This window comes from Antiquaquibacter soli, assembly GCF_030580675.1.
Lineage (GTDB): Bacteria > Actinomycetota > Actinomycetes > Actinomycetales > Microbacteriaceae > Rhodoglobus > Rhodoglobus soli.
The window spans coordinates 109,276-123,877 of the sequence record NZ_JAUQUB010000003.1 but is presented as its reverse complement, the minus strand read 5'-3'; the positions used below and the strand labels follow the sequence as shown (position 1 = coordinate 123,877).

Here is a 14,602-nt window from a genome sequence, read left to right as displayed (position 1 = left end):
GGCCGTGTTGCGCTCGCTGCCTTTCGCGCACTAGATTTGCAGCGTTGCAAAATGGGAATGCAGAGACGCGCCCGCGTCCTCCGCTTTGCAGAGGGAGGAACCAGTGGCGGTAGCGGGATCCGGACTGCTCGAGGCCGTGGGCGACGGCGACGCGAGAATCGCGCTCGAGACCGATGAGTGGTCCATCGAGGTCGACGGCGTGATCATCCGCTCGAGCGACCTCTCCCTGTCGGCCGACCCGGATGCCTCGGTCGAGCGCTTCCTCGGCGCGGCGGGCGCCTTCGCGATCGCCGTCGACTACCGAGCCATCACCGTCGCCGAGCGACGGGCCGTCCAGCGGATCATCACCGTCAGTGGCGACGGGCCGTTCCGGGTCGGCCGTGTCTCCTTCCGGGTTGTCCCCGCCGAGCCGGTCCACGACGCCTTCGAGCTTCGTACCTTCTCCGAGAGCCCGTTCGCGGCCGTCGCGCGGCTCGACCGGCTGTCGCTGCTCACGGGAGTCCAGAACCCGCACACCACGACGAGCGTCGAGTCGGGCATCCTCATCGAGTACTCCGCCGACCTCGTCGCCACCGACTCGTTCCAGACCTCGGCACAGTTCTTCGCGGTCACCGAGCGCTCCGGCGTCACCCTGCAGCCGGTGCATCCGAAGTCCCGCACGGGTGTCGGCGAGGCGCGGCCGCGCGGTCGCTTCCGCAACCCGTCGGAGGCCCGCGCGATCGACACCGGAGAGATCGGGGCGCTGCGCGCCGTGGTTCGCGACTACCTCCAGCCCCTGCCGGAGCGCAACCGCTTCATCCTCTACACGTACTGGTACCCGCTGCCGCACGCCCCCGAGACGCCGGCGGACGAGCGGCGCTGGGTCGACACGATCGACAACTTCGCCGACCTCGGTGGCGAGCTGCTGCTGACCGTCCCGATCGCTGACGCCACCACCCCGACGGCGAGCAGCGACGCCTATTGGGACCTCGAGCCGGAGGGGTCGAGCGCCGCGCGCATCATGAACCACGCGCGCGAGTTGGGTCTCGAGGTCGGCTATTACATGGGCGTCGCCGCCGGCAATCTGCCCTACTCCAACGCGCCCGGTCTCGGTCTCCCGCTCGACGGCCCGGATGCCTGGCGCAAGGTCCGCAGCGACGGCACGCTCGCGCTCGAGAACTGCCTCGCTCACGAGGACTACGCCCGGTGGCTCGAGTCGGTCTCGGCGAACACGATCGAGCGGTTCGGGCTCTCCGCGTGGTCGTGGGACCCGGGGCCCGGTGACGGAGCGCACTGCTTCGCCTCGCACCACGGGCACGAGCCCGGCCGCGGCGAGCACCTCGGATGGCTCCGCGGGATGGCGCTGGCGCGAGCGCTCCACGCCCGCTTCCCCGGCTTGCACCTGCAGGGCTACTACGGCCAGAAGCAGGACGGCACGTGGGGCCTCGCGGGCATCAGCCAGCACGAGGGCTATTGGGAGCAGCAGGGGGAATGGGGCGGCGGCCTCTACCCGGAGGTGAGCGCCGAGCGCCTCAACGCCAACGGAGTGCGGCACCAGGCGTGGTGGAGCCAGAACTTCCGCTTCCTCCCCGCGGAGACCAATCACGCGCTATTCGGTCGGATGAGCCAGATCTGCGTCGAGGACCCGGTACTCGCCGACGACTTCGACTGGTGGGGGTGGCGGTTCGGACTGCTCTCCGCGATCGCGGTCGGAGGAGCACCGACCGCGGCCACGCTCCCCCCGAGGGACGCTCCCGCCGCGCTCCGCGACGAGTACCGCTGGTGGCTCGAGTGGGCCCGCACCCACGCTCGCCCGTGCCTCGTCGATGTGGCCGGTGGAGCGCAGGTCGAACTCGGGGCCGGCGACTGGTACCTGCGGTTCGATGGAGACGAGGCCCACCTCTTCGTCTGCAATCCCGGCGCGCGCTCCACCCGAGTCGCCGTGCCCCTCGCGCAGCACCTCCCCGTCGAACTGCTCGCGGGTGCCCGGCTGATACGCCTCCAAGACACCGGTGCGGATGCAGCCCCCGACGACTCCCCCGTCCCCGATGTGCTCGAGCTCGAGGTGCCCGCCTCCGACGTTCTCGCCTTCACGATCAGCCGCACGCCCGAGCGGGTCGCCCGGCGGACGGTGCCGAGCAATGAGCTCCCGGGCAGCGCGATGGTCGCCGTCGATCGGTGGTGGGACGACTCCGGTGCCGCGGTGACCGTCGCCCCCGCCGCGGGAACGACGGCGCGTCGCATCCGCACCGTCCTGCCCGCGCTGCCCCGGCCGCTCGATACGACGCACTGGGCCGCCGAGCTGCGCGAGCGCCTGCCGCTGATCCCCGAGACCTTCGCCTACGTCGACGTCGATCGAGTGGTACTGGTCATCCCGCTGCTCGACGCGGACGCGGTCGGAGAGCTTCGCGTGCGGGTGGGCGGGGCGGATGCCCGAGCCGAGGTCTTCGAGTACGTCCACACGCAAATGGGCCGCTACTCGATCGCTCCTCCCGACCTCGCCCAGTGGCCGGAGTCGAAGGTCGTGTGGTGGTGCGACCTCACCCCGTATCTCGGTGCTGAGCCGGTCGATCTTGTCATTGAGCTGCCCGACCTCGGCCCCGAGCAGTTCCTCGGTCCCTACGTGCAGGTGCCCCTCGATCTTGCGTCCACCTACGCTGTGCTGTCCGATTCCACGGCCGGCTACGCCGGGCGACCCTTCGGTTCGCTGCCGCCGTTGACCCCCGCCGGAGAAGGTGGGCCGCGCGTTCTCGACGCGTGGATCGAGCAGCACGCGGTGCCGTCGAACTCTGAGTTCACGCTGTTCGCGCGGGCTGAGAACGCCGACGAGGTGTACGCCGGGCTGCACGTCGGCTCCGGGAGCCTCAGCGATCGACGGATGACGCCGGTCGAGGGGCAGCCGGGGCTGTGGAGGCTCGACGCCCATGTGTACCGGAGGGCGGCGATCATCCTCGACCGGTCCGCCGCCGTGATCTGGGCGACCCGCGGCACCGAGGTCGGCGACGATCACCGGGTGGCGATCCCGTGGGAGCTCGACCCGCTGGAGTCGACGCGAACTGGAGGATGAGCCGCCCGCTTGACGGGTAAAATGTTAGTCACTAACATTTAGGCGTGACCACACCACCAGGCAAGAAGGAGCGCACGCGCGCCCGCCTGCTCGCCGTCGCCCTCGAACTCTTTGCCGACCAGGGCTACGACGACACGAGCATCGCCCAGATCGCCGAGCGCGCGGGGGTGAGCGAGATGACGTTCTTCCGCTACTTCCCCTCCAAAGAGAGCCTCCTGCTCGACGACCCCTATGACCCGCTGATCGCCGCCGCGGTCCGCGATCAGCCCGCCGACCTTGCGCCGCTCGCCCGGGCCGCCCGGGGAGTTCGATCGGCATGGCATGCCCTGCCCTTCCCCGCCACGGACGAGGTGCGCACTCGCACCAGGATCGTCGCCGAGTCCCCGGGACTACGCGCGGGCATGTGGCGCAACAGCGCTCAGACCGAGGCATCGATCGCTGTCGCCCTCGGCGGTGATGCCGTGGCGGCGCGGATCGCGGCCGCGGCAACGGTCGCCGCGCTCAACACCGCCTTGCTCGAGTGGAGCCTGGGGTCGGACACCGACCTTGGCGCCGCCATCGACGCCGCGCTCGACGTTCTGGAACACCGTGGCTGAGGCGCGGCTCGCGGCTCAGGGGCTGGTGCGCACCTTCGACGGCGGGGTTGGCATCCGCGGTGTTGACATCGATGTGCAGCCGGGGGAGATCCACGCCCTGGTCGGTCTGAACGGTGCTGGTAAGTCGACCCTCATGCGCGTGCTGCTGGGCATGCTCCGGCCGAGCGATGGTTCGGTCGCGATCGAGGGGCACGATCTGCGCGCCGCGCCGAACCGGATCTGGGCGGGGGTCGGACACCTCGTCGAGTACCCACTCGCATACGCCGAGCTCACGGTCCGCGGCAACCTCGCGCTCGGCGCGAGGTTGCACGGCGTGCGGGCGGAGGACATCCCCCCGACGGTAGCGTCCGTGATGGAGGAGTTGAATCTCGAGCAGTACGCGGATCGGCGCGCTGGTCGACTGTCGCTCGGCAATCGGCAGCGTCTCGGCCTCGCGTCCGCTATCCAGCACGACCCACGGTTGATCGTCCTTGACGAACCAACGAACGCCCTCGACCCCTCCGGCGTGATTCTGTTGCGCGAGGCACTCCAGCGCAGGGCTGAGCGTGGCGCTGGAATCCTGGTGTCGAGTCATCACCTCGATGAGGTGGCGCGCATCGCCGACAGGGTTACCGTGCTCAACTCCGGCATCATCATCGGTTCTCTGGATCCGAACGGAATCGACATCGAACGGGCCTTCTTCGATCTGGTCCACACGCACGACAAGGAGTCGGCATGAAGGCCGCACTGATCACCGAGACGATGAAGTTCGTTCGAGCGCGGGTGTCGATCGCGACAACGATCATGCTCACGGTCGGAATCGGCCTGCTGTGCTCGTCGATGCTGCTGGCCGCCTCGGGCGACGACCCGAACCTTGCCGCGAAGCTCGGTGCCCTCGTCGATCCGGGCGGGTGGGCGGGGTATCTGTCCACCGCCTCACAGATCACGGCGATCGCTGGTCTTCTCGGCTTCGGAGTTGTGCTGTCGTGGCTGTACCTACGGGAGTTCTCCGAGGGCACCGTCACAGGCCTGTTCGCTCTACCGGTGGGGCGGGGGACAACCGCACTAGCGAAGCTGATCGTCTACCTGCTCTGGGCGGCCGTTGTATCTGCCGTCCTTGTGGCGGCGCTAGTCGCGCTCGGGTTCGTATTCGGATTGCCGAGCGTTCCGGATGCCGCGGCGCTCGCCACGCAACTTATCGTGTCGCTCTTGACGGCCTGTCTCGCGCTCCCGGCGGCGTGGGCTGCCACACTCGGCCGTGGTGCTCTCGCCGGGATCGCGACGATCGTCGGCGTCGTCGTGGTGGCCCAGGTCGCGGCCATCGGCGGGATCGGGGCGTGGTTCCCGTTCTCATCACCTGGTTTGTGGGCAACGGGTGCGCCTGTGTGAGGGCAGCTCGCACTCGTGGCTCCTGTGCTCGTTCTTTTCGCCGCCGCGACCGTCCTTAGCTGGCGCCGACTTCAGCTGGACCGCTGAGCGCCGACTGCGCCCCTACTCGCTCCACCCGAGGTTGCGGGCCATCCGTTCGAGCACCGCGACGGTCTGCTCGTACTCCTCGGGCGCGACGCCCTGCGCGACGATGGTGCGCTGCTCGGCGACGACGGCCTCGAGCCGCTCGAAGGCGGAACGGCCGCGGTCGGTGAGCTCGTAGCCGGTCGGCGTCGCGTCCACCCAGCCGCTCTCGATGAGTTCGGTGAGGTGCTCGACGGATGACTCGGGCTCGCCGACTCCGACGCCCTCCCCGCTGGCCCCCGCAGACAGGAACGGCGCCACCGCCGCATCCAGCTGCTGCACGCTCGACGCCTCTCGAGAGAGGACGTTGAGCAGCTGCCACTGGCGCCGGGTGACGCCGTGCTCCTCGAGGGTGGCGGCGAACTGCTCGTCGATCAGTCGATCGACGAGCTTCAGCCAGTACCCGATGGGTCGAGTCGCGGTCATGGTTCGAGGCTACGCCTGGGTGTCTTCCGTGGGGAAGGGCCGCTCGTCGCGGTCCTGACGGCGGAAGCCGCGGGCGCCGAACGGGTGGCCGTGGTGACCGGAGCCGGCGAACGGATGCCCGGGGCCGAAGCCGCGGCGCGGAATCTCTTCGCCGTCGTAGCCGAGGTTGCGGGCCATCTTCTCGAGGGTCGCCATGGTGGTGGCGTAGTCCTCGTCGGAGATGCCCTCGCGCGCCTGGTCGGCGAGCGAGTCGCGGAAGGCGCGGCGCTGCTCGCGCATCAGCTGGTGCTTGCGGTACTCGATGGCCCGGAGCCAGTAGCCCGGGCGGTTCGTCTTCGTGGCGTTCATCGTGAACTCTCCTTCTGTAATGCATGTCATATGACAATGAATGTAAGATTACATATATGTCCGACTCGCGTCAAGCGGATGCTGTCCGCCAGATCGAAGAAGCCCTCCTCGCCCTGCGACCCGGGCCGGGGAGGGGCGGCCCGTTCCCCGGCGCGCCGTGGGGTGAGCGGCGACCGCCGTGGGGCGACGGCCCGCCACCGTGGGCGGGAGGTCACGGGCCGGGCCATCCCGGGCATCCGGGCGCGCGGATGCACGGGCGCGGGATGCACGGGGGTGCACGTATCCGCCTGCTCGAGGTGCTCGCCGCCGCGTCACCCGACGCCCGGCTCGGGATCTCCGAGGTCGCCGACGCGATCGGGGTGGACCAGCCGCGGGCATCCCGGCTCGTCGCCGACGCGGCATCGCGGGGTCTCGTCTCCCGGGAGGTGGACCCGCGGGATGCCCGCAAGAGCGTGCTCGCGATCACTCAGGCCGGGCGATCGCTCCTCGACCAGATCCGCTCCGGCCGCCGCTCCGCGGTGACGGACGCGCTCGCGGGCTTCAGCGAGGAGGAGGCTGCCCAGCTCGCCGAGCTCCTCACTCGATTCGTCGCCGCCTGGAAGCCCTAGCGCCGCTACTTCTCGTCGGCGAGCTCGTGCCGGCCGAAGCGCGGCACCTTCACGAACACCAGCAGGATGGCGCCGACGAGCAGCACGAGCGCGACGCCGAGCACTCCGAAGATCGTCGAGCCGAAGATCGCGATCGAGAGCGCCCACAGTCCCGGCGAGATGAAGCTCGCGACGCGGCCGGTCGTCGCATAGAGACCGAACACCTCGCCCTGGCGGCCGTCCGGCGTGACGCGCGCCAGTAGCGACCTGCTCGCCGCCTGCGCCGGTCCGACGAAGGACGTGAGGATCAGACCGCCGACCCAGAAGACGATCGGCCCGAACCCGTGGAAGACGAAGAGGGCGACCGCGAGGATGACGAGCCCGAAGAGGGCGAACAGGATGACGCGCTTCGGCCCGAAGAAGTCGTCGGCTCGGCCGGCGAAGATCGTCGAGATGCCGGCGACGATGTTGGCGGCGACGCCGAAGAGGATGACCTCGTTGTCCGAGAACCCGAAGCCGACGGCGGCGAGGATGCCGCCGTACGCGAACATCGCGGCGAGCCCGTCGCGGTAGACGGCGCTCGAGACGAGGAACCAGAACGTCGGCCGCGACTCCCGGAACAGCCGGCCGATGTCTTTGACGAGCACCACGTAGCTGGCGAAGAAGTTCACGCGGCCGGCGGCGGCTCCCGTCGCCGGGGCCTCGGGCACGTTGAAGGCGAGCGGGAGGGAGAACACGACGGTCCACACGGCCGCGCCGACCGCGATGAGGCGGTAGGCGAGCCCGTTGGAGGTGTCGAGCCCGAACCACGAGAACGACTGCAGCACGACGACGATGACGAGCGCGACGATGCCGCCGATGTAGCCGAGGCCCCAGCCGAGGCCGCTGACCTTGCCGATCGTGCGCCGGTTCGAGACCTGCACGAGCATCGCGTTGTAGTTGACGCCCGCGATCTCCGACACCACCTGGCCGAGAGCGAGCAGAATGGCGCCGAACCAGAAGAACTGCGGGTTCGCGAACACGAAGAACAGCAGGAACTGGATGAGCGCGAGCACGGCGGTGGCCAGCAGCAGCCAGCGCTTCTTCTTGCCCGAGGCATCCGCTCGCTGGCCCAGCACGGGGGCGAGCAGCAGGATCAGGAGTCCGGCGATGAACCCCGCCACGCCGTAGCCGGCGGAGAGGTCGGCGAGCGCCTTGACCTTGAGGGGGTCGCCGTCGTCGAGGGCCGCGATGTCGGCGGGCAGGAAGTTGTCTGAGACGAGGTACAGCGACGCGAAGACGAACGTCAGGATGACCGAGTTGAACGGCTGGGTAGCCCAGTCCCAGAAGGCCCAGGACACGACCTGCTTGCGCGGGATGACCCGGTCGTCGTCGAGCGCGCGCGGGGTGACGCCCACGGCGAGCGTGTTGGCGGGCATGGGGGGAGTGACCCCGGTCGGGTCCGGCGTGCTGTCCGTCATGGGGGAACCTTAGTGGGTCGAGGTGTTCTCGGGGTTAACCTTGCGGACCCAGCCCTGCGCGGTGGTGTGGATCAGCACGAGGGTGATGGCCGCGAGCACGGCGTTGCGGAAGGCCGGGTCGAGGCCGTTCCACGATGTCGAGCGCCACATCTGGAACCACTCGCCGCCGATCGTGATGAAGCCGCCGAAGAACAGCACGATGATCATGAGGAGGCCGATCGTCGAGAGGGTGCGGGCGAGGTTGTACGGGCCGCGGATGACGAATGCCCGCAGCCACGCGACGCACGCGCCGATCAGCACCAGGGCCGCGAGGCTCTCCCACACGATGACGCCGATGTAGGCGATGTTCCAGATCACCGGATCGGTGATGGCTCGCCACATGACGTCGGGGTCGAGGCCGGTGCCTTCGGCGGCGCCGAAGTTGGTGGTGTCCATCGAGAGCACGTGCTGCACGAAGGCGAAGTTGGTGTCGTAGTCGGTGATGTTGCCGAGGGCGACGAGGAAGATGTAGAGCGCGTTGCACGCGACGAGCACGGCCACCGCGAAGGGGAGCGAGCCGAGCTTCTGCCACCAGGTGCGGTTCTCCGACGACGTTGTCATGGCTGCACCCTAGCCCGGGCATCCGTCGCGGTCACCTTGAGTCGAGTCGGCTCAAGTTCGACTTGACAGAGTTATCCACAGGCTGCCAAACTTGATACATCGCGGCTCAAGGCTGCGAGCAGACCTAGCAGGACGAGCAACAAAGGAGAACAGAGCACATGGCTCGAGCAGTAGGAATCGACCTCGGTACCACCAACTCGGTGGTCGCGGTCCTCGAGGGCGGCGAGCCCACGGTCATCGCCAACGCCGAGGGCTTCCGCACGACCCCGTCGGTCGTGGCATTCACCAAGGACGGGGAGGTGCTCGTCGGCGAGACCGCCAAGCGCCAGGCCGTCACGAACGTCGACCGCACCATCTCTTCGGTCAAGCGCCACATGGGCACCGACTGGAAGACCGACATCGACGGCAAGAAGTACACCCCGCAAGAGATCTCGGCGCGCATCCTCGCCAAGCTCAAGCGCGACGCCGAGCAGTACCTCGGCGAGCCCGTCACCGACGCGGTCATCACCGTTCCCGCCTACTTCAACGACGCGGAGCGCCAGGCCACCAAGGAGGCCGGCGAGATCGCGGGCCTCAACGTCCTCCGCATCATCAACGAGCCCACCGCTGCTGCCCTCGCGTACGGCCTCGACAAGGGCAAGGAGGACGAGCTCATCCTCGTCTTCGACCTCGGTGGTGGAACCTTCGACGTCTCCCTCCTCGAGGTGGGCAAGGACGACGACTTCTCCACGATCCAGGTGCGCGCGACCGCCGGTGACAACCGCCTCGGCGGCGACGACTGGGACCAGCGGATCGTCGACCACCTGATCAAGCGCTTCAAGGAGACCACCGGCGTCGACGTCTCGAACGACAAGATCGCCAAGCAGCGCCTCAAGGAGGCCGCGGAGCAGGCCAAGAAGGAGCTCTCGAGCCAGACCTCGACGACCATCCAGCTGCCCTACCTCTCCCTCACGGAGAACGGCCCGGCCAACCTCGACGAGACGCTCACCCGCGCCCAGTTCGAGCAGATGACGAGCGACCTGCTCGACCGCACCAAGAAGCCGTTCGAGGACGTCATCAAGGAGGCCGGCATCAAGGTCTCCGACATCGACCACGTCGTGCTCGTGGGTGGTTCCACCCGCATGCCGGCCGTCACCGAGCTCGTCAAGAAGCTCACCGGCGGCAAGGACCCCAACAAGGGCGTCAACCCGGACGAGGTCGTCGCCGTCGGCGCCGCCCTCCAGGCCGGCGTCCTCAAGGGCGAGCGCAAGGACGTCCTGCTCATCGACGTGACCCCCCTCAGCCTCGGCATCGAGACGAAGGGCGGCATCATGACGAAGCTCATCGAGCGCAACACCGCCATCCCGACCAAGCGGAGCGAGACGTTCACGACCGCCGACGACAACCAGCCGTCGGTCGCGATCCAGGTCTTCCAGGGCGAGCGCGAGTTCACCCGGGACAACAAGAACCTGGGCACGTTCGAGCTCACCGGCATCGCGCCGGCGCCGCGCGGCATCCCGCAGATCGAGGTCACCTTCGACATCGACGCGAACGGCATCGTGCACGTGTCCGCCAAGGACAAGGGCACCGGCAAGGAGCAGTCGATGACGATCACCGGCGGCAGCTCGCTGTCGAAGGAGGACATCGAGCGCATGGTGCGCGAGGGCGAGGAGCACGCGGCGGAGGACAAGGCCCGCCGCGAGGCGGCCGAGACCCGCAACAACGCGGAGCAGCTCGCGTACTCGGTCGAGAAGCTCATCAAGGACAACGAGGACAAGCTGCCCGAGGACGTCAAGTCCGAGGTGCAGGCCGACGTGGATGCCCTCAAGTCCGCTCTCGCCGGTGACGACGAGGCCGCGGTGAAGTCCGCCGCCGACAAGCTCGGCGAGAGCCAGCAGAAGCTCGGTGCGGCGATCTACTCGGCGCAGTCGGAGCAGCCGGCCGAGGCATCCGAGCCCGCAGCCGAGAGCAGCGACGAGGACATCGTCGACGCCGAGGTCGTGGACGACGACGAGGACAAGAAGTAACCGATGGCTGACGAGAACATCAACCCGGAGGAGAAGGACGAGCCGGTCATCCGGGACAAGCGTCGCATCGATCCCGAGACGGGCGATGTTCGCGAGCCTCAGGCCGACAGCGCTGCTGCCGAGGAGGCGGGGGACGACTCCGCCTCCTCGGAGGGCGACGCCCTGAGCGAGGAGGACCGCGCGCTGCTCGATCAGGCGGAGCGCGACCTCGTTGCCGAGATGCGCAACGACATGCTGCGCGCCCAGGCCGAGCTCGTGAACTTCCGCACGCGCGTCGAGCGCGACCGCGCGGCCAACCGCGAGGCGGTCATCGCCGAGGTCTTCCGCACGTTGCTTCCGACGATCGACGACCTCGCCCGGGCCGAGGCCCACGGCGACCTCGTCGAGGGCGCCCCCGTGACGCTCATCGCCCAGAAGCTGCGGACCGCGTTCGACAAATACGGGCTCAAGCCGGTCGGCGAGAAGGGCGAGCCCTTCGACCCCGCCTTCCACGAAGCGGTCGTGCAGCTGCCGACGCCGGACGTCACCGAGAACACCGTCGCCGACGTGATCGAGCTCGGCTACGTTCTCGGGGAGCGGCTCATCCGCCCCGCGAAGGTGGCCGTCTCGGTCCCCGCCGAGTAACCCCGTAAGAGAGGTACCAGTGGCAAGCCAGGACTGGTTCGACAAGGACTTCTACGCGGTGCTGGGCGTCTCGAAAGATGTCTCGGAGGCCGAGCTCAAGAAGGTCTACCGCAAGCTCGCCCGCCAGTACCACCCGGACTCGAACCCGGGGGACGCGGCGGCCGAGGCGAAGTTCAAGGAGATCAGCGAGGCGCACTCCGTGCTCTCGGACCCCGAGCTGCGCCGCGAGTACGACCAGATCCGCGCGATGGGCTCCGGCGCCCGCTTCACGGCGGGCGGCGGGGGCCAGGCGGGCGGCTTCGAGGACGTCTTCGGCGGCATGTTCGGCAACCGCGGCGGCGCGTACCAGAGCGCGAGCTTCGAAGACCTCCTCGGCGGGATGTTCGGCGGCCAGGGCGGCTTCCGCACCGGCCCGACGCCCGGCCGCGACATCAGCGCCGCGACGACGCTCGACTTCGTCACCGCCATCAAGGGCGAGACGATCAAGCTGCAGGCCGCGGGCGGCGCCCCGATCACGGTCAAGATCCCGGCCGGCGTGAGCGACGGCCAGAAGATCAAGGTGAAGGGCAAGGGCGAGCCGAGCCCCAACGGCGGCCCGGCAGGCGACCTCGTGCTCACGGTGACGGTGCGCAAGCATCCCGTCTTCGAGCGCGACGGCCTCAACCTGCGGGTGACCGTCCCGGTCACCTTCACCGAGGCCGCGCTCGGCGCGACGATCGAGGTGCCCACGCTCGGCGGTGAGCCGGTGAAGCTGCGCGTCGCCCCGGGCACTCCCAGCGGCCGCATCCTGCGCGTCAAGGGGCGCGGGGTGACGACGGCGAAGGGGTCGGGCGACCTGCTTGCCGAAGTGGAGGTGGCCGTGCCATCCCGCATCCCCGACGACGCGCTCGCCGCGCTCAAGGCGTTCGCCGATGCCATGCCCGACGAGAACCCGCGGGCGGAGCTGCTCGAGAGGGCCAAGGCCTGATGGATGCCGAGACCCCCGTCTTCGCGATCGCCGTCGCCGCGGAGCTCGCGGGGATGCACCCGCAGACGCTCCGCCAGTACGACCGGCTCGGACTCGTGAGCCCGACGCGGACGGCGGGCCAGTCGCGGCGCTACTCGATGCGCGACGTCGTGCAGTTGCGCGAGATCGCGGCGCTCAGCGCCCAGGGGCTCAACTTGGAGGGCATCCGGCGCATCCTCGAGCTCGAGAACCAGGTGAGCGAGCTCTCGAGCCGCGTGCGCGAGCTCGAGCACGCGCTCGCCGAGGAGCTCCTCAACCGCCCCGGCCGCCGGGTGTTCGCCGCGGGCGCGGCGGGCGACGTGGTCTCGCTGCGAGCCGGCGCCCGCGCCGAGAAGGCCAACCAGGTCGTCGTCTGGCGCCCCCTGCGTCGCGGCTCGGAGTAGCCGACCTCCCACCTCGTCGAGGTGAGAATAGGCGGGGCGCCTGACGGCCCGTCGAGCCCGGCTTCTCTCACCTCGCGCCGCGACGAGCGGCATCCGCGGCGTCGGCGGCGATGTTGCGGGTGGATGCCGCGGCCTTGAGCGCCTTCTCGGCGGCGGCGAGCTCGGCCTTCAGTGCCTTGAGGGTGCGGGCCGCGTCATCCACCCGCTCGGCGATCGCGTCGCGCGCGCGGATCGCATCGGCGACCACGCGCTCCGCCTTCTCGTGCGCCGACTCCGCCGCCTCCAACGCACGCTGCGCCTCCGCGCGGCGCTCCTCGTCTTCGGCCCGCTTTCGCGCGCGCTTCGCCTCGAGCTCGTCGACCGGAGCGACCCGCGCCCGCTCGATCGGCGAGCCGGCGACCGCCCCCTCGAGGTCGACGGAGAGCCCGACGGCCTCGAGCGAGCGCACGAGTACGCCGCTGCGGACGGCGGCCGCGGCATCCGCGTCCGACATGCCGGCCTGCAGGGTCTGGGCGACCTCGTCCACGACGGCGTCCGAGACGGGCTTGCCCGCCACATCGGCGAGCGCCGCGCCGTTGCGGGCGAGCGCGCCCACAAGCTGGCGGCGCTGCCGAGTGAGCTCGGCGAGGGCATCCCGGTCGAGTTCCGACTGGGCCTCGCGCAGCTGCGCACCCAGCTCGAGCACCTGGTCGATCTGATCGGGCCGCTGACGCACGAGCAGGTTCACGACCCACGCAGCCACCGACGGCCGGGGGAACGCCATCACGACGGCGCGATCGGCGGGCTCGAGCGACTTCGCCGCCGCGTTGCGGGCCGCGGTGAACTCGGTCGGGATAAGCCCGTACAGCTCGGCGGCGATGGCGTCGGTCTCGCGCGTGGTCATGCATCCATCTTGACGCTCGCGGGATGATGGGGGGATGACCGACCTCGACCTCTCCGCGCTGCGGCGGTGGCCGGACGTCGAGTCGCCCGAGCTCGTCGCCGTGGATGCCACGGACCGGCTCATCCTCGACACCGCCGCCGAGGCCATCGCGGCGCACCCCGACGGCGTGCTCGTGATCGACGACAACTACGGGGCGCTTACCCTCGGCGCCATCGCGCTCGGTGCGCGCGGCGTGCGGGTGCACCAGGACTCGATCGTCGCCGAGCGGGCGCTCGCCGCGAACGCGGGGGAGCGCGCCCGCGAGTACCGCACGGTAGCGCTCGACGACGAGGGCTTCGCCGGAGCGCGTGTCGTGCTGTGGCAGCTGCCGCGCTCCCTCGACCGGCTCGACGACGTCGCCCACCTCATCTCGGACGCCGGTGGCCCGGAGACCACGGTGTACGCCGGCGGTCGCATCAAGCACATGACGCCGCGGATGAACGAGGTGCTGGGGCGCTACTTCGACCGGGTCGATGTGACGCACGCGCGGCAGAAGTCCCGCGTGCTCGTCGGGAGCGAGAACGCCATGGTGTCGTGCCGCGGCATGCTGCCCGACGTGCGGGACGAGGGCGCCGTGCGGTACCTGGCCGCCCCCGGAGTGTTCAACGGCGGCCGCCTCGACATCGGCACCCGGGCGCTCCTTGCCGTGCTCGACGAGCTGCCGGATGCCCGCACCGTCGTCGATCTGGGCTGCGGGTCGGGCATCCTCGCCGCGAGGCTCGCGCAGCGCTACCCCGATGCGGACGTCATCGCGACGGATGTCTCTGCGGCGGCGGTCGCGGCCGCGGCCCGCACCGCGGAGCTCAACGGCCTGCCGAACGTGCGGGTGCTGCGGGATGACGCGGGGCAGGGCATCCCGGACTCGAGCGTCGACCTCGTGCTGCTCAACCCGCCGTTCCACGACGGAGGGGCGGTGCACACCGGCATCGCGTCGAAGCTTTTCGCGTCGGCGGCCCGGATGCTGCGTCCCGGCGGCGAGCTCTGGACCGTGTACAACTCCGCCCTCGCGTACCGCGGGGAGCTGCAGCGCGTCGTGGGGCCGACCCGGCAGGTCTCGCGGACCCCCAAGTTCACGGTGACCTCTAGCACTCGCCAACCCTGAGTGCT

Annotated in this window: 15 protein-coding genes; 10 read left to right on the top strand and 5 right to left on the bottom strand. The window is 69.8% G+C overall.

The features are described from left to right. The first annotated feature begins 103 nt into the window (after positions 1-103). The 4 genes from Q5716_RS12620 to Q5716_RS12605 are packed head-to-tail and all read left to right on the top strand — an operon-like array spanning position 104 to position 5,010. A complete protein-coding gene (locus tag Q5716_RS12620; RefSeq protein ID WP_305003504.1) occupies positions 104-3,046 on the top strand; it encodes a hypothetical protein in 2,943 nt (980 codons plus the stop codon). A 44-nt stretch (positions 3,047-3,090) separates the two neighbouring features. Further along, the gene (locus Q5716_RS12615; protein ID WP_305003503.1) at positions 3,091-3,642 is read left to right on the top strand and encodes a TetR/AcrR family transcriptional regulator; all 552 of its coding nucleotides are present in this window, start codon (positions 3,091-3,093) and stop codon (positions 3,640-3,642) included. Then, positions 3,635-4,360: an ABC transporter ATP-binding protein gene (locus Q5716_RS12610; protein WP_305003502.1), complete on the top strand. Its 726-nt coding sequence runs from the start codon at positions 3,635-3,637 to the stop codon at positions 4,358-4,360. Before Q5716_RS12615 ends, Q5716_RS12610 begins: the two co-directional genes overlap by 8 nt. Further along, a complete protein-coding gene (locus tag Q5716_RS12605; protein ID WP_305003501.1) occupies positions 4,357-5,010 on the top strand; it encodes an ABC transporter permease in 654 nt (217 codons plus the stop codon). Before Q5716_RS12610 ends, Q5716_RS12605 begins: the two co-directional genes overlap by 4 nt. Positions 5,011-5,112: 102 nt before the next feature. Here Q5716_RS12605 and Q5716_RS12600 read toward each other — a convergent pair whose 3' ends face one another. Next, positions 5,113-5,559: a MarR family winged helix-turn-helix transcriptional regulator gene (locus Q5716_RS12600; protein ID WP_305003500.1), complete on the bottom strand. Its 447-nt coding sequence runs from the start codon at positions 5,557-5,559 to the stop codon at positions 5,113-5,115. A 9-nt stretch (positions 5,560-5,568) separates the two neighbouring features. Then, positions 5,569-5,907, bottom strand: coding sequence for a hypothetical protein (locus Q5716_RS12595; RefSeq protein ID WP_305003499.1), 339 nt, complete (start codon positions 5,905-5,907; stop codon positions 5,569-5,571). Between the two features lie 56 nt (positions 5,908-5,963). Between Q5716_RS12595 and Q5716_RS12590 the strand changes: the two genes are divergently transcribed. Beyond that, positions 5,964-6,515, top strand: coding sequence for a MarR family winged helix-turn-helix transcriptional regulator (locus Q5716_RS12590; RefSeq protein ID WP_305003498.1), 552 nt, complete (start codon positions 5,964-5,966; stop codon positions 6,513-6,515). Between the two features lie 5 nt (positions 6,516-6,520). Here Q5716_RS12590 and Q5716_RS12585 read toward each other — a convergent pair whose 3' ends face one another. Together Q5716_RS12585 and Q5716_RS12580 are read right to left on the bottom strand one after the other, a co-directional pair. Beyond that, positions 6,521-7,954 carry an MFS transporter gene (locus Q5716_RS12585; RefSeq protein ID WP_305003497.1) on the bottom strand — a complete coding sequence of 478 codons (1,434 nt, stop codon included), beginning with the start codon at positions 7,952-7,954 and terminating at the stop codon, positions 6,521-6,523. 9 nt (positions 7,955-7,963) lie between these two features. Next, positions 7,964-8,554 (bottom strand): DUF2165 domain-containing protein, encoded by a 591-nt coding sequence (locus Q5716_RS12580; protein ID WP_305003496.1) that lies wholly within the window; start codon positions 8,552-8,554, stop codon positions 7,964-7,966. Positions 8,555-8,712: 158 nt separating this feature from the next. Between Q5716_RS12580 and dnaK the strand changes: the two genes are divergently transcribed. From dnaK to Q5716_RS12560, 4 genes are read left to right on the top strand one after another with little or no spacing between them, the layout of a single operon-like run. Continuing rightward, on the top strand, positions 8,713-10,560 hold the full coding sequence (gene dnaK, locus Q5716_RS12575) for a molecular chaperone DnaK (RefSeq protein ID WP_305003495.1): 1,848 nt from the start codon (positions 8,713-8,715) through the stop codon (positions 10,558-10,560). A gap of 3 nt (positions 10,561-10,563) precedes the next feature. Then, a complete protein-coding gene (locus Q5716_RS12570; RefSeq protein ID WP_305003494.1) occupies positions 10,564-11,184 on the top strand; it encodes a nucleotide exchange factor GrpE in 621 nt (206 codons plus the stop codon). A 19-nt stretch (positions 11,185-11,203) separates the two neighbouring features. Further along, complete coding sequence (locus Q5716_RS12565) at positions 11,204-12,151, top strand: DnaJ C-terminal domain-containing protein (RefSeq protein WP_305003493.1); 948 nt, start codon at positions 11,204-11,206, stop codon at positions 12,149-12,151. Beyond that, positions 12,151-12,573 carry a heat shock protein transcriptional repressor HspR gene (locus Q5716_RS12560; RefSeq protein WP_305003492.1) on the top strand — a complete coding sequence of 141 codons (423 nt, stop codon included), beginning with the start codon at positions 12,151-12,153 and terminating at the stop codon, positions 12,571-12,573. The genes Q5716_RS12565 and Q5716_RS12560 overlap by 1 nt, the downstream gene beginning before the upstream one ends. Positions 12,574-12,640: 67 nt before the next feature. Here the strand turns inward: Q5716_RS12560 and Q5716_RS12555 are convergent, their stop codons facing one another. Further along, positions 12,641-13,456, bottom strand: coding sequence for a transposase (locus Q5716_RS12555; RefSeq protein WP_305003491.1), 816 nt, complete (start codon positions 13,454-13,456; stop codon positions 12,641-12,643). A 34-nt stretch (positions 13,457-13,490) separates the two neighbouring features. Here Q5716_RS12555 and Q5716_RS12550 point away from each other — a divergent pair, with 34 nt between their 5' ends. Beyond that, on the top strand, positions 13,491-14,597 hold the full coding sequence (locus Q5716_RS12550) for a class I SAM-dependent methyltransferase (protein WP_305003490.1): 1,107 nt from the start codon (positions 13,491-13,493) through the stop codon (positions 14,595-14,597). Positions 14,598-14,602: the final 5 nt, after the last annotated feature.

Coding starts and splice junctions, on each gene's coding strand:
- Q5716_RS12605 (WP_305003501.1), top strand. CDS start 4,357: ATGAAGGCCGCACTGATCACCGAGACGATGAAGTTCGTTCGAGCGCGG.
- Q5716_RS12600 (WP_305003500.1), bottom strand. CDS start 5,559: ATGACCGCGACTCGACCCATCGGGTACTGGCTGAAGCTCGTCGATCGA.
- Q5716_RS12595 (WP_305003499.1), bottom strand. CDS start 5,907: ATGAACGCCACGAAGACGAACCGCCCGGGCTACTGGCTCCGGGCCATC.
- Q5716_RS12590 (WP_305003498.1), top strand. CDS start 5,964: ATGTCCGACTCGCGTCAAGCGGATGCTGTCCGCCAGATCGAAGAAGCC.
- Q5716_RS12585 (WP_305003497.1), bottom strand. CDS start 7,954: ATGACGGACAGCACGCCGGACCCGACCGGGGTCACTCCCCCCATGCCC.
- Q5716_RS12580 (WP_305003496.1), bottom strand. CDS start 8,554: ATGACAACGTCGTCGGAGAACCGCACCTGGTGGCAGAAGCTCGGCTCG.
- dnaK (WP_305003495.1), top strand. CDS start 8,713: ATGGCTCGAGCAGTAGGAATCGACCTCGGTACCACCAACTCGGTGGTC.
- Q5716_RS12570 (WP_305003494.1), top strand. CDS start 10,564: ATGGCTGACGAGAACATCAACCCGGAGGAGAAGGACGAGCCGGTCATC.
- Q5716_RS12560 (WP_305003492.1), top strand. CDS start 12,151: ATGGATGCCGAGACCCCCGTCTTCGCGATCGCCGTCGCCGCGGAGCTC.
- Q5716_RS12555 (WP_305003491.1), bottom strand. CDS start 13,456: ATGACCACGCGCGAGACCGACGCCATCGCCGCCGAGCTGTACGGGCTT.
- Q5716_RS12550 (WP_305003490.1), top strand. CDS start 13,491: ATGACCGACCTCGACCTCTCCGCGCTGCGGCGGTGGCCGGACGTCGAG.